Below are 16,879 nucleotides of genomic sequence, written 5' to 3'. Positions count from 1 at the left end.
ATGACGGTCGGGCGGGCTCGAAGCTGCGACTCAGGGCGTGAGCAGTCCGCGCTCGTACGCCTTGACCAGGTTGCGCGGGACGAGGAGTTCCCGTCCGTTGACGGTGATCGGGACGAGCTGCGGCGCCGCGGCCTTCCACTGGGCGCGGCGTATGGGCCCCTCCTGCCCGAGGGCGGGCAAGGAGGGAGGGTGTTGCTGCGGGACGTCTTGCGCTTGGGGACGGCCATGTCGGTTCTCCGGTAGGTGAGTTGAAATCAGCGAGCGGTCGAGGAGTAGGGCAGCGGTGTCATCCCGCGTGCGTTCTGGGGGCGTCCGGTTCCCGGGTGCTTTGCCACGGGGGCCGTCCCTCCTTCAGGGCAGGGGTTCAGGACTGGGCGTCCAGCAGGTCGGCGAAGGCGTCGGGCAGGGCCTTCCATCCCGGTTCGCCGGCCACCAGTTCGGCGTCGGTGAGCAGGCAGGAGTCGAGCAGCTCGACGATTCCGTCGGCGTCCAGTCCTTCGGCGGTGAAGCTGAGTTGCTGGATGCGGTCGCCGTGCCGGGGGTCCCAGTCGAGGGCGGCGGCGGCCCGGCGGGTGGGCGGGTAGAGCTCCCAGACCGCGTCGGGCAGCGAGGCGAGCCAGGGGCCGCACTCCTCCACCGCCAGGCTGGCTCCGGCGGCGTCCCAGGCGAGCATCAGGTCGGGGCGGTTGGCCAGCCAGAACCGGCCGCGGCTGCGCTGGGCGGCGGGGACCAGTTGCTCCAGCGCCTGGTGCAGCCGGGTCGGGTGCAGCGGGCGGCGGCGCTCCCAGACCACGGTGGCCACGCCCGCCTCGTCCCGCTCCTGGGGCAGCAGCGCCAGGGCCGGGTTGACCCGGTCGCGCGCGGCGGCGACGTCGAAACCGCCGAGCGCCGCGCGGATCAGTTCACCCGTCCCGAACCGCGCCAAGCGGGCGGTGGGGTGCAGCTGGCGGAGCATCGCGAGGCCCGCCCGCCGCTCGGGCGCGTCACCTTCGCCGCCGGCCCGCGGCACGGCCAGCACGGTGGCGTACTCGATCTGGTGGGCCAGCGCCTCGGCCAGTGTGCGGCCGTCGTCGGCGCTGGTGTGCTGTCCGTGCTCGTGCAGCGCGTCCGGCACGGACAGCTCGCCGATCAGTCGCAGCGGATCCACGGCGGCGACCACACCGGCGAGTTCGACCACCTCGTGCATGCAGGTGTCGTCGACCTCGCCGCCCGCGATCAGTTCCACGACCGGGTGCGGGTCGCTGCCTCCCCACAACTCAACGACGGCGAGCCCGTGTTGGCCGGCCTCGGCGATCCGGGCGAGTTCGGGCAGCAGATCCTCGCGCACGGCGCAGCAGGGGCAGTCGTTGGTCAGCGGGACGGTCGCCGGGGCCGACTCGCCTTGTCCGTCGCGGATGTGGCGGTGCACCACGCCGTCGGACGCGTCCCGCAGGTCGTGGTGGAGGACCACCGCGTCGACGCAGCCCTCCAGCAGTTCCAGCACCGCCTGGCGGCGCTCCGCCTCGTGCAGTCCGGCGACGACCACCACGGGCAGTCTGACGTCCTGGGGCACGGCTCCTCCTCGGGTGGTCACCAGCTGGACTTGCGGACGCCGGGGAGGTGGCCGGCGTGGGCGAGGATGCGCAGGTTGATCCTGGAGAGGCCGAAGGCGCGCTGGTAGCCGCGCGGGCGGCCGTCGACGCTGTCGCGGTTGCGCAGCCGGGTGGCGCTGGCGTCCCTGGGCTGGCGGCTCAGCTCCTGCTGGGCGGCTTCGCGTTCGGCCGGCGTGCTGGCCGGCCGGGCGATGATCCGCTTCAACTCGGCGCGACGGTCGGCGTATCGGGCGATCATCCGGCGGCGGGCCTCGTTCTTGGCGATCTTGCTCTGCTTGGCCATCAGACCTTCTCCCCCCGGGCGCGGATGCGGGCGACGGCGGCCTCGATGCCGATCACGTCGACGGTCTTGAGTCCCTTGGCACTGAGCGTGAGGCGGACGTACCGGCCCTCGCTGGGCAGCCAGTAGCGCTTGCGCTGGATGTTGGGGTCGAAGCGCCGCGGGGTGCGGCGGTGCGAGTGGGAGATGGTGTTGCCGAAACCGGGCTTGCGGCCGGTCAGTTGGCAGTGGGCGGACATGGCGGACTCCGGTGATCGCGGGCGCGGCGGGGCAGCGCGGCGGGGTGGGCGGGCGCATGGCCCGTCCTGACGGAACCAACAGTACCCCAGATGAAAACGACTTCCATTTCGGTATAGTGCCAATCGACCCAGAGCCCGAGTCAGCCCCGAGAGGCTGACCCACCGTCACCCCTTCGCCCCTGCCGGCAGTCACCCCGGCCGGAGCCCACCACGCAAGGAGATCCGCTCGTGCCCGGGCGCCCCACCCTCGCAACGCCACTGCCCGTCACCGTCCTGTCCGGATTCCTCGGCGCGGGCAAGACGACCCTGCTCAACCACCTCCTCAACAACCGGGAGGGCCTGCGCGTCGCGGTCATCGTCAACGACATGAGCGAGATCAACATCGACGCGGCCCTGGTCCGCGAGGGCGGCGGCGCGCTCTCGCGCACCGAGGAGCGGCTGGTCGAGATGACCAACGGGTGCATCTGCTGCACCCTGCGCGACGACCTGCTGGAGGAGGTGGACCGGCTCGCCCGCGCCGGGCGCTTCGACTACCTGCTCATCGAGTCCAGCGGCATCTCCGAGCCGATGCCGGTCGCGGCGACCTTCTCCTTCGCCCGCGACGACGGCGCGACGCTGGGCGACATCGCCCGGCTCGACACCATGGTCACCGTCGTCGACGCCGTCAACTTCCTCCCCGAACTGCGCACCGGCGACGAACTCGCCGACCGCGGCCTGGACCAGTACGAGGACGACGAGCGCACCGTCAGCGACCTCCTGATGGACCAGGTGGAGTTCGCGGACGTGATCGTCCTCAACAAGACCGACCTGATCACCCCCGAGGAGGCCGACACGCTCTCGGCCACCCTCAGCCGCCTCAACCCGGCCGCCCGGATCGTCCGCTCGACGTTCGGCCGGATTCCGGCCGCCGAAGTCCTCGGCACCGGACGCTTCGACGTCGCCCGCGCCCAGGAGGCCCCGGGCTGGGTCGCCGAACTCAACGGCGACCACGTGCCCGAGACCGAGGAGTACGGCATCTCCAGCCTGGTCTACCGGGCCGACCGGCCGTTCCACCCCGAACCGCTCTGGGACCTGGTCAGCCGCCGCCTCGACAGCCCGGAGTTCGGCGCCGTCCTGCGCTCCAAGGGCTTCTTCCGACTCGCCACCCGCCCCAGCGTCACCGGCCTCTGGTCGCAGGCCGGCGCGGTCGCCCGATTCGAACCCTCCGGCGTGCACGCCTCCCGGCCCGAGCCGCCGGCCCCCTCGGACGAGGCCGCGCGGGGCCAGGAACTGGTCTTCATCGGCACCGGACTGCGCCCGGAGCAGCTTCGCGCCGCGCTGGACGAGTGCCTGCTGACGGACGCGGAGCTCGCGGCGGGACCGGACGCCTGGTCGGCCTACGACGACCGGTTCCCGGCCTGGGCCGAGTACTGCCCCACCTGAGCGACCACTCGATCCGCGGGATCGTCGGTGAGCGGTGACGATCCGAGCGGCCCGCAGCACCCGCAGCGGCCGGCTGCGGCACGACAGGAGGTGGTGGGGCCGACTACAGCCGGCCCCACCACCTCCCTTGTGACGGCGGCTCGAGCGACGTCCCCCACGGTCGCCCCCCGAGCCGCCTTCCGATGGCGCCCCACAGCACCATCGGCCCGCCGCCGCACGCTCAGCGCACGGCGACCAGAACGGGGTTCCGGGTGCAGGGGCGGTAGGCGCGGGCGCCTCCCCTGAGAGAGATCTCCCTACGCGATGCCCGGCGCCGCCCAGCGCCGCAGCGCCACCGCCTCACCTCAGCCTGTCCGGCAGTGGCCATGCCTCCACCCGTCCCTCATAGTCGGCGTGCACCAGCAGCTCCGGCCCGGCCCAGGCCATCGCGGTGACCGGCTCGGACAGTTCGCGCTCCTCGACGGGCCTGAGCAGCGCTCCGGCTCGTCCGGAGTCCGCCCGCCAGAGCGCGAGGGTGCCCTCGGCGCCCGCGCTGGCCAGGAGGGCGGCGCCGCCGGGCCGCCAGGCCAGCGCGGTGACGGTCTCGTGGGCGCGCAGCGAGCGCGGCTTGGTGCCGGCCGGGCCCTTGCCGGAGAAGTCCCAGACGGTGATGTCGGGGGCGCCGTCGGAGGCCAGCCAGCGGCCGGAGTCGTCGAAGGCGAGCCGGGAGATCTTCTCCGGGTAGCCCTGCATGGTGAGGTCGTCGCCGTCGCGGGTGCGCCAGATGTGGATGCTGGAGTCCTGGTTGCCGGTGCAGATCCAGCGGCCGTCGGGGTTGAGGGCGATGGCGAGGTGCGAGCCGAGGTACTTGTACTCGGCGACCGGCTTGTCGGTGTGCCGTTCGTGGCAGCGCACGCCGCCGTAGGCCGAGCTGACGAGGCGTCGGCCCTCGCGCAGCCAGGCCAGGTCCGTGACGGTGCTCGGGGCGGGGTCCGTGCGCCACTGCTGGATGCCGTCGGTGTCCAGCACCAGGACGCGGCGGCCGACCGCGACGGCGACGCGGTCCGGTGCGGCCCACCGTACGGCGGCCGACCACTGGCCGGTGTCCCAGGTGAGGAAGCGTCCGTCGGAGCGCCGCCACAGGCCGTGGCCGGTCGGCCCGGCCACGGCGAGGTGGGCGGCGTCCGGTGAGAACTCCAGGGCCAGGAGTCCGCCGGGCAGGGTCACGGTGCCGACAGGGGTCCCGGAGGCGATGTCGAGGATCCAGCCGGTGCCGGCCGCGCCGGCGACCGCGACCAGGCCCGCGGCGGTCGCGACGGCCACCGGGGCATCGTCGACAGTGGTGGTCCAGGCGGCGGCGAAAGCGGTGGTCATGCGTTCACCCCGGCGAGGCAGGCGGCGAAGCCCTCGTTGAGGGCGTCGCGGTCGAGGTTGCGCCCGATGAAGACGAGCCGGTTGCGGCGCGTCTCGTCCGCGCGCCATTCGCGGCCGTTCTCGCCCTCCAGCAGCATGTGGACGCCCTGGAAGACGTACTGCCGCTCGTCGCCGGCGATGGCGAGGATGCCCTTGGATCGGAAGATGTCGGCGCCCTGGGTGCGGAGCAGGTTGCCGAGCCAGGCGTTGAGGCGCTTGTCGTCGAGTTCGCCGGGCAGGTCGATGCCGACGGAGGTGACGGTGGTGTCGTGCTGGTGCTCGGTCTCGGTGAGGAAGGTGGGGTCGCCTTCCAGGACCCGGTCCAGGTCGAAGGCGTGCACGTCCAGGATCCGGGTCAGCGGCACCTGGGCCTGCTGAGCGGGGATGATCTCCACCAGCGCGTTGATGGCCCGGATGTGCGAGGTCACCTCGGCGATCTGCTCCGGCGTCGCCAGGTCGGTCTTGTTGAGGACGATCTTGTCCGCGAAGGCGACCTGCTCGACGGCCTCGTTCTCCACGCCCTCGGGCTTGACCTCGGTGAGGTGCTCCAGGACGTGGGCGGCGTCGACCAGGGTGACGATGGCGTCCAGGCGCAGGTGGGAGGCGATCTCGTCGTCCATGAAGAAGGTCTGCGCGACGGGGGCGGGGTCGGCCAGGCCGGTGGTCTCGATGACGATCCGGTCGAACTTCTCGCGGCGGCGCATCAGGGCGCCGAGGATGCGGATCAGGTCTCCCCGGACGGTGCAGCAGATGCAGCCGTTGTTCATCTCGAAGATCTCTTCCTCGGCGTCGAGGACCAGGGCGTCGTCGACGCCGACCTCGCCGAACTCGTTCTCGATGACGGCGATCCGCATCCCGTGCTGCTCGGTGAGGATCCGGTTGAGCAGGGTGGTCTTGCCGGAGCCGAGGAAGCCGGTCAGGACGGTGACGGGGACTCGGGTGTCCACGGCCTCGTCCGAGGCGGCGTCGGTGTCGGTGTCGGTGTCGGGCACGTTCATTCTCCTTCGGAGACGGCCGGGGCTCCGGCCAGGGCTTCGGTGAGCAGTTCGGGGGTGATCTCGGCCACCGGGTGGTGCAGCGTCCAGCGCCTGGTGGGGCCGGCGGACGGCAGGACCGCCACGACGGTCTCCACCGGCGGGCAGCCCGGTTCGGTGCAGTCGAGTTGGCGCACCATGACGGTGTCCTGGTCGCCGAGTTCGAGCAGGCGTCGGGTCTGCTCCTTGATCGCACTCAGTTGGGCCGCGCGGTGCGGGGACGGAGGTCTGGGCATGGCAGGACCCGCCCTTCAGGGGTTGGGTTGGATTCAACGAGTGGCGCAGGCGAGACAGGTGCCGGTCAGTTCGACGGTGTGCTCGACGGCGGTGAAACCGGAGCTCACACCTATCTCGTCGGCCCAGGTCTCGACCGGGGCGGAGTCCACCGGGAGGCTGAAGCCGCAGTGACGGCAGATCAGGTAGTGGCAGTGGTCGGCGCCGGGCCGGTAGCGGAAGGACCGTTCCCCGGCCTCGTCCCGCACGACATCGGCCCGGCCTGCGACGACCAGCGCGGTCAGCGTCCGGTAGACGGTGCTCAGCCCGACCCGGCTCCCCGTGGTGAGCAGCCGGGCGTGCAGGGCCTGCGCGCTGACGAAGCCCTCGGTGTCGACCAGGGCCTGGAGCACGGTGACGCGCTGCGGAGTGGGGCGGCCGATCAGCGCCACCTCGCCCGGCGGCGGGACGCCGGTCGTGTCATCGGCCACTCGGCGGCGCCGCGCGTTCGCTGCGGCCGGCGGCCGGTCGCCGGTGGCGGGTGCTGTGGTCCTGCTCGTCTCGGTCATGGCGTCCCCCGTCCTGCCGGTCAGGCCGCTGCCGGGATGGCGCGCCGCGAGGGTCGGACCAGGAAGGTGGCGGCGTAGACGGCGCTGGCGGTGGCCATGATGGCGAAGCTCGGCGGCAGCTTCGGCACTTCGGCGCTGAGCAGCAGCCCGCCCCACATCTCCCCCACCGCGAGCGCGCCGGAGAGCGCGAGCGCGCGGAACGGGCGGTCGGTGAGGCGGATCGCCGCACCGGCCGGGGCCGCGAGCAGGCCGAGCAGCAACAGCGAGCCGACCGCCTGGGTCGCCTCCCCCGCGCAGGCGCCGACCAGGGCCAGGAAGCCGAAGCCGAGCAGCCGCACCGGCACCCCGCGCGCGGCGGCGACCGCCTCGTCGAGGGTCGCGAAGAGCAGCGGTCGGGCGATGAGCAGGACCACCAGGCAGATGGCGGCGGCGATGGCCACGGCGAGCGTGGTCTGACTGCCGTTCAGCCCGAAGATGGAGCCGAACAGCACGGTGGTGCCCGCGCCGCCGCGGGCCGCGCTGCGCGAGGTGGTGTAGAGGGTGAGGAAGAACGCGCCCAGGCCGAGGATCCAGGCGAAGACGCTGCCGATGACCACGTCGTCGGGGCGCCCCTTGCGGCCGAGGCCGCCGAGCAGCAGGCCGACCCCGATGGTCGCGGCGAACAGGCCCAGCCGCAGGTCGTAGCCGCCGGCCAACGCCGCCATCGCCCCCGTGAACGCGACGTGGCTGAGCGCGTCGCCGGTGAAGATCTGGGCGCGCAGTACCAGGAAGTAGCCGACCAGGCCGCAGGCCGACGCGATGAACGTCCCGGCCAGCAGCGCGTGCTGGAAGAACTCCTGGGAGAAGACCGTGCTCATGCCGCACCTCCGATCGCGAGCGGACCGCGCGCCCGACGGCCGTGGGCCTCGCGGGTCATGCGCACCAGGTGGGCCGCGACATAGCCGGCGAAGGCGAAGCCGGTCACGAAGAAGCCCAGCGGGTAGGGCTGGTAGTACGCGGCGGTCAGTCCCGCCCAGCACGCCGCCAGGCCGATCAGCACCGCCAACAGCAGGCTCCGCCCCGGACGGGCGGTGAGCTGCTGGGCGGTGGCGGCCGGTATCACCATCAGCGCGAAGACCAGCAGCGTGCCGGTGATCTGGCTGGCCTCGGCCGTCGCCGCACCCAGCAGCACCAGGAACACCGTGGAGAGCAGCCGCACCGGCACTCCGCGCCCGGCGGCGACCTCCGGGTCGACGGAGGCGAACAGCAGCGGGCGCCCGATCACCGCCAGCACGGTCAGTACCACCGCCCCGACCACCGCCAGCACCACCACCTGGCCGGTGGTGATGCCGAGGAAGTCGCCGAACAGCAGCGCCGTCGGCCCCTCCAACAGGCCCTTGTACAGGCTGATGAACAGGAAACCGCAGGCCAGCACGAACGCCTGGACGGTGCCGGTGACTGCGGACTCCTCCGACCCGCTCTCCCGGCCCTTGCGGCCGAGCGCGGCGATCACCAGGGCCGCCGCGACGCAGAAGCCGAAGTAGCCGAGCGAGAGGCTGAAGCCCGCCAGCGTGGCCAACGCCGCGCCGGGGAAAGCCGCCACCGACAGGGTGTGCCCGGCGAAGGTCTGCCGACGCAGCACCATGAACCAGCCCACCACCGCGCAGACGACGGCCACCACGAGTCCGGCCCGGAAGGCGTTGACCATGGATAGGTAGGACCACATGTCCTGGAGGTCCGCGATCAGGTTCCAGGAGAAGGCGGGCGACGTGGCGTCAGAGGCCAGCGGCATGACCGCCTCCGCTCCCGTGATCGGAGTGCCGGTCGGTGTGCAGAGCCGGCGCCTCGGGCTGGCCGACCACCACCAGCCGCCCGTCCGAGGTGCGCAGCACCTCGACCGGCGTGCGGTACAGGCGGCTCAGCGTCTGCGAGGTGATCACCTCGGCGGGGGTGCCGGAGACGGCGCCGCCCTCGGCGATGTACACCACCCGGTCCAGGTGGTGCAGGATCGGATTCACGTCGTGCGCGACCATCACCACCGCGACCCTCTCCTGGTGGCAGATCCGGCCCAGCAGCGCGGCGACCGCGCTCTGGTTGGGCAGGTCGAGGCTGTCCAGCGGCTCGTCGAGCAGCAGCACCCGTGGGCGCCGTATCAGCGCCTGCGCGATCAGCAGCCGCTGCTGCTCACCTCCCGAACACTGCCCGATCGGGCGGTGCGCGTACGTGGACGCACCGACCAACTCGACCACCTCCGCGACGCGTTCACGCGCCGCCCGGCGCTTGGCGCGGCCCCAGCCCGGAACGGGGATCCCCCACGAATCCCCGTCCAGGCCCAGCCGCACCACGTCCACCCCGCGGATGCGCACGCTCGCGTCGAAGCTGCGCCGCTGCGGCAGGTAGCCCACGGCGGCGTTGCGCGCCCCGGGCCGCTCGCCGAGCACCCGCACCTCACCGGCGGCGGCCGGCAACACGCCGAGCAGTACCTTGACCAGGGTGGACTTGCCGACTCCGTTGGGGCCCAGGACCGCGGTGAACTCACCGGCCCCGACGGTCAGTTCGACACCCGACCACAGGGTCCGCCCGCCGACCCGCACGGCCGCGCCGCGCAGCGACAGCACCGGTTCACTCTTGTCCGTCGCCGCCCCGGCCTTCGGGGTACGGACCTCTTCGGTCGGGTGAACACTCACTTGCCCGTCGCCGCCTTCAGCGCGTCCTCGATGCCCTGCAGCTGCTGGCTCTGCCAGTCCTGGAAGGTGGCACTGGCCGGCGCCAGGGTCTCGGTGACGGTGGCGACCGGGATGCCCTGCGCCTTCGCGGCGGCCACCTGCGCGGTGACATCGGGGGTCGAGTTCTGCGAGTTGTACACGTAGACCTTGATCTGCTTGCCGCTGATCTGCTGGTCGATGGCCGCCTTGTCGGCGGCGGTCGGGTCGGTGCCCTCGCTCATCGCGTCCAGGAACGTCTCCGGGGTGAGCATCTTCAGACCCAGGCCCTCGGCGAGCGGCGTGACGATCGACTCGGACGCACCGATCGGGGTGCCCGCGTACTTCGACTTGATCTCGGATATCAGCTGGTTGTACTTGGCCAGCGTCTTCGTCTCGAAGGTCTGCTTCTGGGTGTCGAAGTACGCGGCGTCCGCCGGGTCGATCTTCTTGTAGTCGGCCGTGATCTGGTCGACGACCTTGTTGACGCTCTCCGGCGCGTACCACTGGTGCGGGTTGTCGCCCTCCTTCTTCCCGAGGAGGTCCCCCACCTTCAACGCGGTCCGGCTGCTCGCCGGGTTGGCGGCCAGCAGCTTGTCCGACCACGCGTCGTAGCCGATCCCGTTGGTGATCGCGTAGTCCGCGCCGGCCACGGTGCGGCCGTCGGCGGCGGTCGGCTCGTAGGAGTGCGGGTCGGTGTCCGGGTTGGTGATGATGCTGCTCACCTTCACGTGGTCACCGCCGAGCTGGGTGGCGATCGAGCCCCAGAAGTTCTCCGCCGCCGCCACCTGGATGACCTTCGAACTCCCGCCGCTGCTCGCGCCTGCGGTCGGCGACGTGCTCTTGGCCGAGGAGGTCGAGCAGGCGCTCGTGGCGGCGAGGGCGGCGACGGCGGCGGCGCCGACCACGGCTCTGACGGCGCTTCGACGGGCCGTGCGGGACAGGGCTGCGCTCATGACGGGCTACTCCTCGAAACCTGCTGGCCCGGCCGTGTGCGGCAGGGTTCAGCTCCGGTGGACACCTCCAACACTAGATGGAAACGGTTTTCATAACTAGCCTGCTCGACTCGGAGATGGAAATCATTGCCAAACCTTGACTGCGCCCGAGCAGGGCCGAACCGGCCACACCGTGGGACCCACCCAAAGGGTCGGCCCGGCGGCAAGGAGCCGCCGGGCCGAAGGTTCGGACGGGCCAGGGGTCAGCTGGTCTGGATCGCGGTGTCGTCGATCACGAAGCTGGTCTGGAGAGAGGAGTCCTCCACGCCGGTGAACTTCAGCGTGACGCTCTGCCCGGCGTAGGCCGACAGGTCGATCGTCTTCTGGGCGTAGCCGGTGTTGTGGTCGAGGTTGGAGTGCGTGGCCACCGTGGTGCCGTTGACGGTCACGGTGAGCTTGTCGTACTGGGCGGTGGTGGTGGTTTCGGCCGTGTCGATGTGCAGCCAGTAGCTCAGGGTGGCCTTGCAGCCCGACGGGATGGTGACGGTCTGCGCGAGGCTGTCGGTGTGCGAGGTGCCGTAGCCGTTCAGCCAGGCCTTCCAGGAGCCGCTGTGGGCGGGCTCGGACGTCGAGTTGTCGATGACGCCGCTGGTCGCGGTCCACGGCGCGGCGGAGCCGGTCTCGAAGCCGGGGTTGCCGAGCAGCTGGGCCGGGGTGCAGGAGCCGCCGGTGCCGTTGACCGTCCAGCCGAAGCTGGTGGAGCCGGTGGCGCCGGTGGTGTCCTTGGCGGTGGCGGTCACGTTGTAGCTGCCGGCCGCCGTGGCGGTGCCGGTGATCAGGCCGGTCGCCGAGTTGATGGAGAGGCCGGTCGGCAGGCCGGTGGCCGAGTAGGTGAAGCTCTGGCCGGAGGCCGAGTCACTGGCCTGGACCTGCAGGCTGACCGAGGCGCCCTGCGCGGTGGTCTGGTTGCCGGGGTTGGTGACGCTCACCGTGTTGCCCGTCGAGCCGCCGCCCACGATCGGGTGGGAGATCGCGCAGGAGTTGGTGTCGTTGGACCAGCTGGCCTGCTCGGCCCAGGTACCGAAGCTGCCGAAGGTGATGTTGGCCGCGCCGCCCGCGGTACCCGGGGACAGCCAGGCGCACTCGTCGGAGTTCTCCTGGCCGTTGTACGAGCTGCCGGACACGTGGTTCGTCCAGCCGCCGGCCGGGTTCTGGTCCGACATCATCTCGTGCCACTCGTGGCCGAGGGTCATCGTGAAGCCGTCCAGCGTACCGGGCGAGTTGACGAAGCCCACGCCGCAGCCGGCGCCGGAGTCGATGTTGTACGGCTGGTTGCTGAACGCGACGTCGCCGTACGGGGAGTTGACCGCGCCGCCGGTCAGCGTGGTGTCACCGTTGTAGTCGTGCCACGCGCAGTACTGGTTCTGGTAGTTGTCCGGGTTGGTGCCGTGCGGCGACAGGATCACGTAGTAGGCGTCCCGGTTGGACGCCGCCGTGGTGTTGCCGAAGTGCGCCGCTGCGTTGACGGCTTCCTGGCCGAGCTGGTGCCCGGTGGCCGCGCTCGGCGAAGCCGCCGCGTTGTCGTACCACACGCCGGCGAGCACGCCACCGCTCTGGTACGGGACGAAGTTCGCGTTGGAGGGGCAACTGGTGGCCCCGGCGGCCACGTTCGGCCCGTCGCACCACTGCGTCAGGTCCGCGGACCACAGCTCGTTGCCGGTGCCGATGCCCTTGAACATCTGCTGGGCGGCGCCCGCCGCCCCGGCGGAGTCGCCCGAGAACTTGGCGTTGCCGTTGGCGTCCGAGGTCTGCGTGCCCCACTGGTTGCCGTAGAAGACCAGGTAGACCTTGGAGTGGCCGCTCTGCACGCCGATCCCGTCGATCCCTCCGCCGTAGGAGAGGGTCTGCGGTCCGGTGGCCGCGCCGGCACTGGGCTCCTGGTGCGTGGAGGCCCACTGCTTCATCTTCTCGTTCTGTGCGATCGTGGGCATGACGCCGTGCCGGTAGGAGTGCTGGTAGGCGGGGCTGTACGGGTTGGTCACGGAGCCCTTCTGCGACGATGCCGACTCGTCGGCCGCCTGGGCGGCACCGCTGGTGGTCAGGGCGGCGGTGACGAGGGACAGCGACGCGACGGCGGCCAGGGCCGCTCGTCTGAGCGCACGAACGTGGGGGATGCCCATGTGTGGGGGTTCCTCTCTCCTGCCGACTCCGGTGCCGGTCGGCCCGGATGACGGCTCGTGGCAGGGCGGGTGCCGGCGAGGCTCGGGCGCGAGGCGTAACGGTGGAGTGGCCCGTGCTTGCCGGCAGTGCCGTGGGGGCTGACGGACGTCGACCGACGCCGCGTCAGCGGCAGAGCTGCGGTGCGGGTGGAGCAGCGGAAACCAGTGCCCGGTGGCCGGCCTACTGAGGCTCCGGCGGGGGCGTGAACGGAAGAAAAGCAGCGGTGACAGGCCGCAGTCAACGGATAACGCAAAAGAAGGATGCGCGCGCCGCCGAAACCTCTGAGAAGGAAAGAATCTGACGAGAAATCAGCAACGGGATGCTCTCGCATCCGTCATTTCGGGATCTCCGGAACAGCGCGCGGCCCGGGTCACCAAAGGCCCGACGCGATCGGCAACACCCGGTTCGACTCAACCGGTTACAGCACCATCGGACCTGGCCTCAGACGGCGTCGCCCGACACCAGCGACGCAGTGTCCGATTCAGACCACCGACGTCCATGCGCGTCCAGGGCGCTTGGTCCCAAAGTGGTCCAGGACGGCGACCCCGCCCAGTTACAACCGGTGACCGGGATCTGTCGGCCCTTCAGCAACTCCCGCCGCGAGCACGGCCGGAACCGCCACCGGGCCGCCCGCAGCGGCTGGAAGTCTGGGAATCGCGCCGCGTTGTGACCTCGGCGGCAGCCCCAGCCGGGACCCGGTCTCCTCATCGAAGTCGTCCAGGAACGCGTGCAGTTGCTCGGAGAGGTGGTCGAGCGAGCGCGTCGCGAACAGGGTCGGCTGGTAGCCCGCGACCTCGAAGGGTTGGCGCAACACCTCCCCGAGGTCCCAGGGACGGACCTCGGCCAGGTGCAGGCGGGCCAGCTCGCCGTAGGAGGACAGCAGTGCCGCGCCGTACGCCCGCACCTGCCCTCGTTGCACCAGCACGCCGTACTCCAGGCTGAACCAGTACACCCGGCTGATCAGGTCCAGCGCGTCCTCGGTGTCCACGCGCTGGGCGGCGGCCCCGAACAAGCGGTACAGGTCGGCGAACCACGGCGAGGTCAGGTGGGTGCCGTGACCGAACACGTCGTGGATGATGTCCGGCTCCGGGGTGTAGAGCGGCAGCGCGGGATGCCGCACGAACTGCACGGCGTGGAAGTAGCCCAATGCCATCGACCCGAGGAACCGCTTGTTCGGCACGAACCCCCCGGCGACCGCGAAGTCGAACCCGGTCAGCGACCGAAGCCGGTCACCGACCTCCGCGTGCTGCGGCACGTGGTCCGCCGGGATCGGCGCCGCCTCACGCGCCTGCTCCACCGCGGCGCACACCCGGCCGCGGTGCGCGGCCACCAACGCCCGGTACACAGAACGCCACGTCTCGTGCTCCCGGTCGGTGTACCTGACGCGGCAGGCACGATCACCGACTTCTCGACCCTCGGCCAGAGCCGCGACCGCGGCGCGGCGACGCCGGTACACCGGATCACTCAAGCTCGGATGACGATCAGCCCGCCCGAGACGACCATCGGGGCTCAGGGGCGTCCGACTCACGAGCTCGGTCATACGGTTCATGGTCGGGCAGCGGCCCACCAGAGACAACCGGACCACCAGTGCCGGCGTTGCGGCCGTCCCACTGGAGGGCGCCGCCCGCGTAGCTGGAGATGCGGTAGTCGTCGCCGCTGGACGGCAGCGGCTCGGCCGCGCCGGCGGTCCCGGCGCCGAAGGCCATCCCGGACACGACGGTCGCGGCGGACAGGACGACGGCGGCGGCCGTACGACAGGTGATCATCTCCGGTCTCTCGGGCGGCTCCCCCTGGAACCGGCCTGCGGTCATGCCACCGGGCCGTGGTGTACACAGCATTGACGGTCCGTCAACGGATTCGTTGACGGACCATCAATGCGGTGGCGCCGGCCGCTCGGCAGGCCCCGCCGACACCGGCTCCCGCCTCCCGGCTCCCGTACGCACGCCGATGCGCTCGGCGTGGCCGCAGCGGGCCTTGCCGCCGGCGCCCCGGCGGCTGCCGGGACGTCCTCGGAACCACGCGGGCGGCCGCGGGCTGCGGTGCTACCAGCGGTACCAGCGGCCTCGGGTGCCAGCGCTGCTGGTGCCGCGCGCGACGAACCCGAGCAGCCAGACCACCAACACCACCACGGCCACCCACCACAGGGCCTTCAGTGCAAAACCCACACCGAACAGGATCAGGGCCAGCAGGAGCACGAGCAGAAGGGGAACCATCGTCAGCAACCTCCATGGTCGGTCGAAAGTCCTTCGTGCGGACTCGTCTGCCCCGTACCGCCCTCCCCATGCATGTCCAGAGCACAGAGGCGGTGCCGGCGGCGTTCGGCACCAGGACCTGTGTGCTGACAGCGTGGTGCCGGCCGTCGAGGGTGCGCGCCTGGACACGGGCCCGGTCCGACAGGCGCTCGACCAGGTCGCGCGCCTTCCTCCTGCCGGGCGCAGCCGGTGGCTCCGGCGGGTGCTGCGGGGGCGGGTGCTGCGGGGGTGGGGTGCTGCGGCATGGGGCGCGTGCCGGGGATCAGGTCTCGACGGCGACGCGCACCGTGTCCAGCTGCGGGTCGGCGCTGTCGGGGATGAGCATGCCGGCGGACAGGCCGCTGCGCAGGTAGTCGATGACGTCCTGGTTGAGGCGCTCGCCCGGGAGAGCGGCGGGGATGCCGGGCGGGTAGGGGGTGAGCATCTCGGCGGCGATGCGTCCGGCGGCCTTCTCGGCGGGGACTTGTTCGGTGGGTCCGAAGAACGCGTCGCGTGGCAGGAGCACCTGCTCCAGCCGCAGGTCCTGTGGAGCGGGGATGTGGACGCGCGGCGCGGGGCGCAGGTCGTGGGCGATCGCGGCGAGTCCGGTCAGGCCGCGCAGGAGGGTGTCGGTGGTGGTGGTGTCGTCGGCGTGGGTGAGCTGGGCGCTGATGCGGCGGTGGTCGCAGATGTGCAGGGTGAGCTGGTGGTGGGAGCGCAGCCAGTCGCCGGCGCGGTAGCCGGTGGTGCCCAGGGCGGAGATGTCGATGATGACCTGGAGGGGGTCGACGTCGAAGGCGAGGCCGGGGCCGCAGAAGTCCGCCCGGTCGTGGACGTGGAGGCCGTCGATCTGCTCGATCCGCCGGCGGGTGGTGTCGGCGAGTTCGAGGGCGTGGTCGTAGAGGGTGCGGCCGTGCTGAACCATCTGGCGGCGCCAGCCGTCCAGGGCGGCGTAGACGAGGGTGGAGGGGCTGGTGGTGGCGAGCAGGTCTTCGCGCTGCTTGAGGACGGCCGGGTCGACGAGGTCGCCCTGGAGGTGGAAGACGGAGCTCTGTTCCAGGGCCGAGCCCATTTTGTGGACGGAGGTGACGCACACGTCCGCGCCGGCGTCCATGGCCCAGCGCGGAAGTTTGGGGTGGAAGGGCAGGTGCGCGCCCCAGGCCTCGTCCACGATGAGCGGCTTGCCCGCCGCGTGGCAGACCTAGCCGATGGCTGCCAGGACCCGGGGGTCGGTTCCGCGGCCCTGCTTGTGGCCGGGCGGCGTGAAGACGGTGAGCGGGTTGGCGCGGAACGCCGCGAGCGCTTCGAGCACCGGTGCTTGGGACTGGTCCATGCTGGTTCGTGTGCCCGGGCACCGGAACGGAAAACGGGGGCGCCGGATGGCCGGCGCCCCCGGTCGTGAGGGATCAGGTCAGCTGCCGGGGGTGATCCGCCCGCGCCAGCCGCCTTCCTCGACACCGCGTTCCTCGATGAAGGACTTGAAGCGTTTGAGGTCGCCCTTCACCCTGCGGTCGACCATGCCCATCGCGTCGGCCGCCTTTTCCGCGATGCCCTCGGGCTCGAAGTCGATCGCCAGCCGCACCTCGGTGCGCTGCTCGCCCAGGCGCTCGAAGGTGACCACGCCCATCTGGCGGACGTCGCCGCCCAGGGTGCGCCAGGCGATCTTGTGGTCGGGGAGCTGGTCGACGATCTCGGTGTCGAACTCGCGGGTCGCACCGGCGACGCTGGTCGTCCAGTGGTTGTGGCGTTCGTCCAGCTGGGTGACCTGCTCGACGCCTTCCATGAAGCGGGGGAAGTCCTCGAACTGCGTCCACTGGTTGTAGGCGGTGCTCAGCGGCACGTCGACCTCGATGGATTCCTGCACCATGCTCATCGCGGATCCTTCCGGACGATGCGGACGTTGGTGTCCGTTCGCCTGCCCCGCCTTCGGCAGATGATGCACTGATCCGCCCCGGTAACGCGTCGGGCGGTGGCGCTGGGCACCTTGAGCGGGTCACGGGTGGGCGGACCGCAGCCGCCCAGCCCGAAGTCCTCCCTTCCGCCGATCACCGTGGGCAGGACGAGCGACCCA

Annotated in this window: 17 protein-coding genes and 2 pseudogenes; 1 reads left to right on the top strand and 18 read right to left on the bottom strand. The window is 71.5% G+C overall.

The window, feature by feature from the left end; all coding sequences use genetic code 11:
- Positions 1-30 precede the first annotated feature (30 nt).
- From ACZ47G_RS31570 to rpmB, 4 genes and pseudogenes are all read right to left on the bottom strand, one after another.
- Positions 31-227: pseudogene (locus ACZ47G_RS31570) on the bottom strand (large ribosomal subunit protein bL32).
- Between the two features lie 137 nt (positions 228-364).
- Entirely contained in the window at positions 365-1,552 is a 1,188-nt protein-coding gene (locus tag ACZ47G_RS31565) for a CobW family GTP-binding protein (protein ID WP_465748551.1), read from the bottom strand.
- Positions 1,553-1,569: 17 nt separating this feature from the next.
- Positions 1,570-1,875, bottom strand: coding sequence for a 30S ribosomal protein S14 (gene rpsN / locus ACZ47G_RS31560; RefSeq protein WP_465748549.1), 306 nt, complete (start codon positions 1,873-1,875; stop codon positions 1,570-1,572).
- Positions 1,875-2,111 carry a 50S ribosomal protein L28 gene (gene rpmB, locus ACZ47G_RS31555; protein WP_465748547.1) on the bottom strand — a complete coding sequence of 79 codons (237 nt, stop codon included), beginning with the start codon at positions 2,109-2,111 and terminating at the stop codon, positions 1,875-1,877. The genes rpsN and rpmB overlap by 1 nt, the downstream gene beginning before the upstream one ends.
- A gap of 228 nt (positions 2,112-2,339) precedes the next feature.
- Here rpmB and ACZ47G_RS31550 point away from each other — a divergent pair, with 228 nt between their 5' ends.
- Entirely contained in the window at positions 2,340-3,533 is a 1,194-nt protein-coding gene (locus ACZ47G_RS31550; protein WP_465748545.1) for a GTP-binding protein, read from the top strand.
- Positions 3,534-3,872: 339 nt separating this feature from the next.
- Here the strand turns inward: ACZ47G_RS31550 and ACZ47G_RS31545 are convergent, their stop codons facing one another.
- From ACZ47G_RS31545 to ACZ47G_RS31480, 14 genes and pseudogenes are all read right to left on the bottom strand, one after another.
- Positions 3,873-4,886 (bottom strand): WD40 repeat domain-containing protein, encoded by a 1,014-nt coding sequence (locus ACZ47G_RS31545; RefSeq protein WP_465748543.1) that lies wholly within the window; start codon positions 4,884-4,886, stop codon positions 3,873-3,875.
- Positions 4,883-5,917 carry a CobW family GTP-binding protein gene (locus ACZ47G_RS31540; protein WP_465748541.1) on the bottom strand — a complete coding sequence of 345 codons (1,035 nt, stop codon included), beginning with the start codon at positions 5,915-5,917 and terminating at the stop codon, positions 4,883-4,885. Before ACZ47G_RS31540 ends, ACZ47G_RS31545 begins: the two co-directional genes overlap by 4 nt.
- 2 nt (positions 5,918-5,919) lie before the next feature.
- Complete coding sequence (locus tag ACZ47G_RS31535) at positions 5,920-6,195, bottom strand: hypothetical protein (protein ID WP_465748539.1); 276 nt, start codon at positions 6,193-6,195, stop codon at positions 5,920-5,922.
- Positions 6,196-6,228: 33 nt separating this feature from the next.
- Entirely contained in the window at positions 6,229-6,741 is a 513-nt protein-coding gene (locus ACZ47G_RS31530) for a Fur family transcriptional regulator (RefSeq protein WP_465748537.1), read from the bottom strand.
- Between the two features lie 20 nt (positions 6,742-6,761).
- Positions 6,762-7,598: a metal ABC transporter permease gene (locus ACZ47G_RS31525; protein WP_465748535.1), complete on the bottom strand. Its 837-nt coding sequence runs from the start codon at positions 7,596-7,598 to the stop codon at positions 6,762-6,764.
- Positions 7,595-8,512: a metal ABC transporter permease gene (locus ACZ47G_RS31520; protein ID WP_465748533.1), complete on the bottom strand. Its 918-nt coding sequence runs from the start codon at positions 8,510-8,512 to the stop codon at positions 7,595-7,597. The genes ACZ47G_RS31525 and ACZ47G_RS31520 overlap by 4 nt, the downstream gene beginning before the upstream one ends.
- Positions 8,496-9,407 carry a metal ABC transporter ATP-binding protein gene (locus tag ACZ47G_RS31515; protein ID WP_465748531.1) on the bottom strand — a complete coding sequence of 304 codons (912 nt, stop codon included), beginning with the start codon at positions 9,405-9,407 and terminating at the stop codon, positions 8,496-8,498. Before ACZ47G_RS31515 ends, ACZ47G_RS31520 begins: the two co-directional genes overlap by 17 nt.
- The gene (locus ACZ47G_RS31510; RefSeq protein ID WP_465748529.1) at positions 9,404-10,378 is read right to left on the bottom strand and encodes a metal ABC transporter solute-binding protein, Zn/Mn family; all 975 of its coding nucleotides are present in this window, start codon (positions 10,376-10,378) and stop codon (positions 9,404-9,406) included. The genes ACZ47G_RS31515 and ACZ47G_RS31510 overlap by 4 nt, the downstream gene beginning before the upstream one ends.
- A gap of 242 nt (positions 10,379-10,620) precedes the next feature.
- Positions 10,621-12,537 carry a putative Ig domain-containing protein gene (locus ACZ47G_RS31505; RefSeq protein WP_465748527.1) on the bottom strand — a complete coding sequence of 639 codons (1,917 nt, stop codon included), beginning with the start codon at positions 12,535-12,537 and terminating at the stop codon, positions 10,621-10,623.
- Between the two features lie 593 nt (positions 12,538-13,130).
- Positions 13,131-14,117: a phenylalanine 4-monooxygenase gene (locus ACZ47G_RS31500; RefSeq protein ID WP_465748525.1), complete on the bottom strand. Its 987-nt coding sequence runs from the start codon at positions 14,115-14,117 to the stop codon at positions 13,131-13,133.
- A 502-nt stretch (positions 14,118-14,619) separates the two neighbouring features.
- A complete protein-coding gene (locus ACZ47G_RS31495; RefSeq protein ID WP_465748523.1) occupies positions 14,620-14,790 on the bottom strand; it encodes a hydrophobic protein in 171 nt (56 codons plus the stop codon).
- 301 nt (positions 14,791-15,091) lie between these two features.
- Positions 15,092-16,009 (bottom strand): annotated as a pseudogene (locus tag ACZ47G_RS31490) (aminotransferase class I/II-fold pyridoxal phosphate-dependent enzyme); the annotation flags it as partial.
- Positions 16,010-16,141: a hypothetical protein gene (locus tag ACZ47G_RS31485; RefSeq protein ID WP_465748521.1), complete on the bottom strand. Its 132-nt coding sequence runs from the start codon at positions 16,139-16,141 to the stop codon at positions 16,010-16,012.
- A gap of 78 nt (positions 16,142-16,219) precedes the next feature.
- Positions 16,220-16,681: an SRPBCC family protein gene (locus tag ACZ47G_RS31480; protein WP_465748519.1), complete on the bottom strand. Its 462-nt coding sequence runs from the start codon at positions 16,679-16,681 to the stop codon at positions 16,220-16,222.
- Positions 16,682-16,879: the final 198 nt, after the last annotated feature.

The sequence above is a fragment of the Kitasatospora sp. NPDC030952 genome (assembly GCF_055571335.1).
This window is presented reverse-complemented; position numbering and strand designations above follow the sequence as displayed.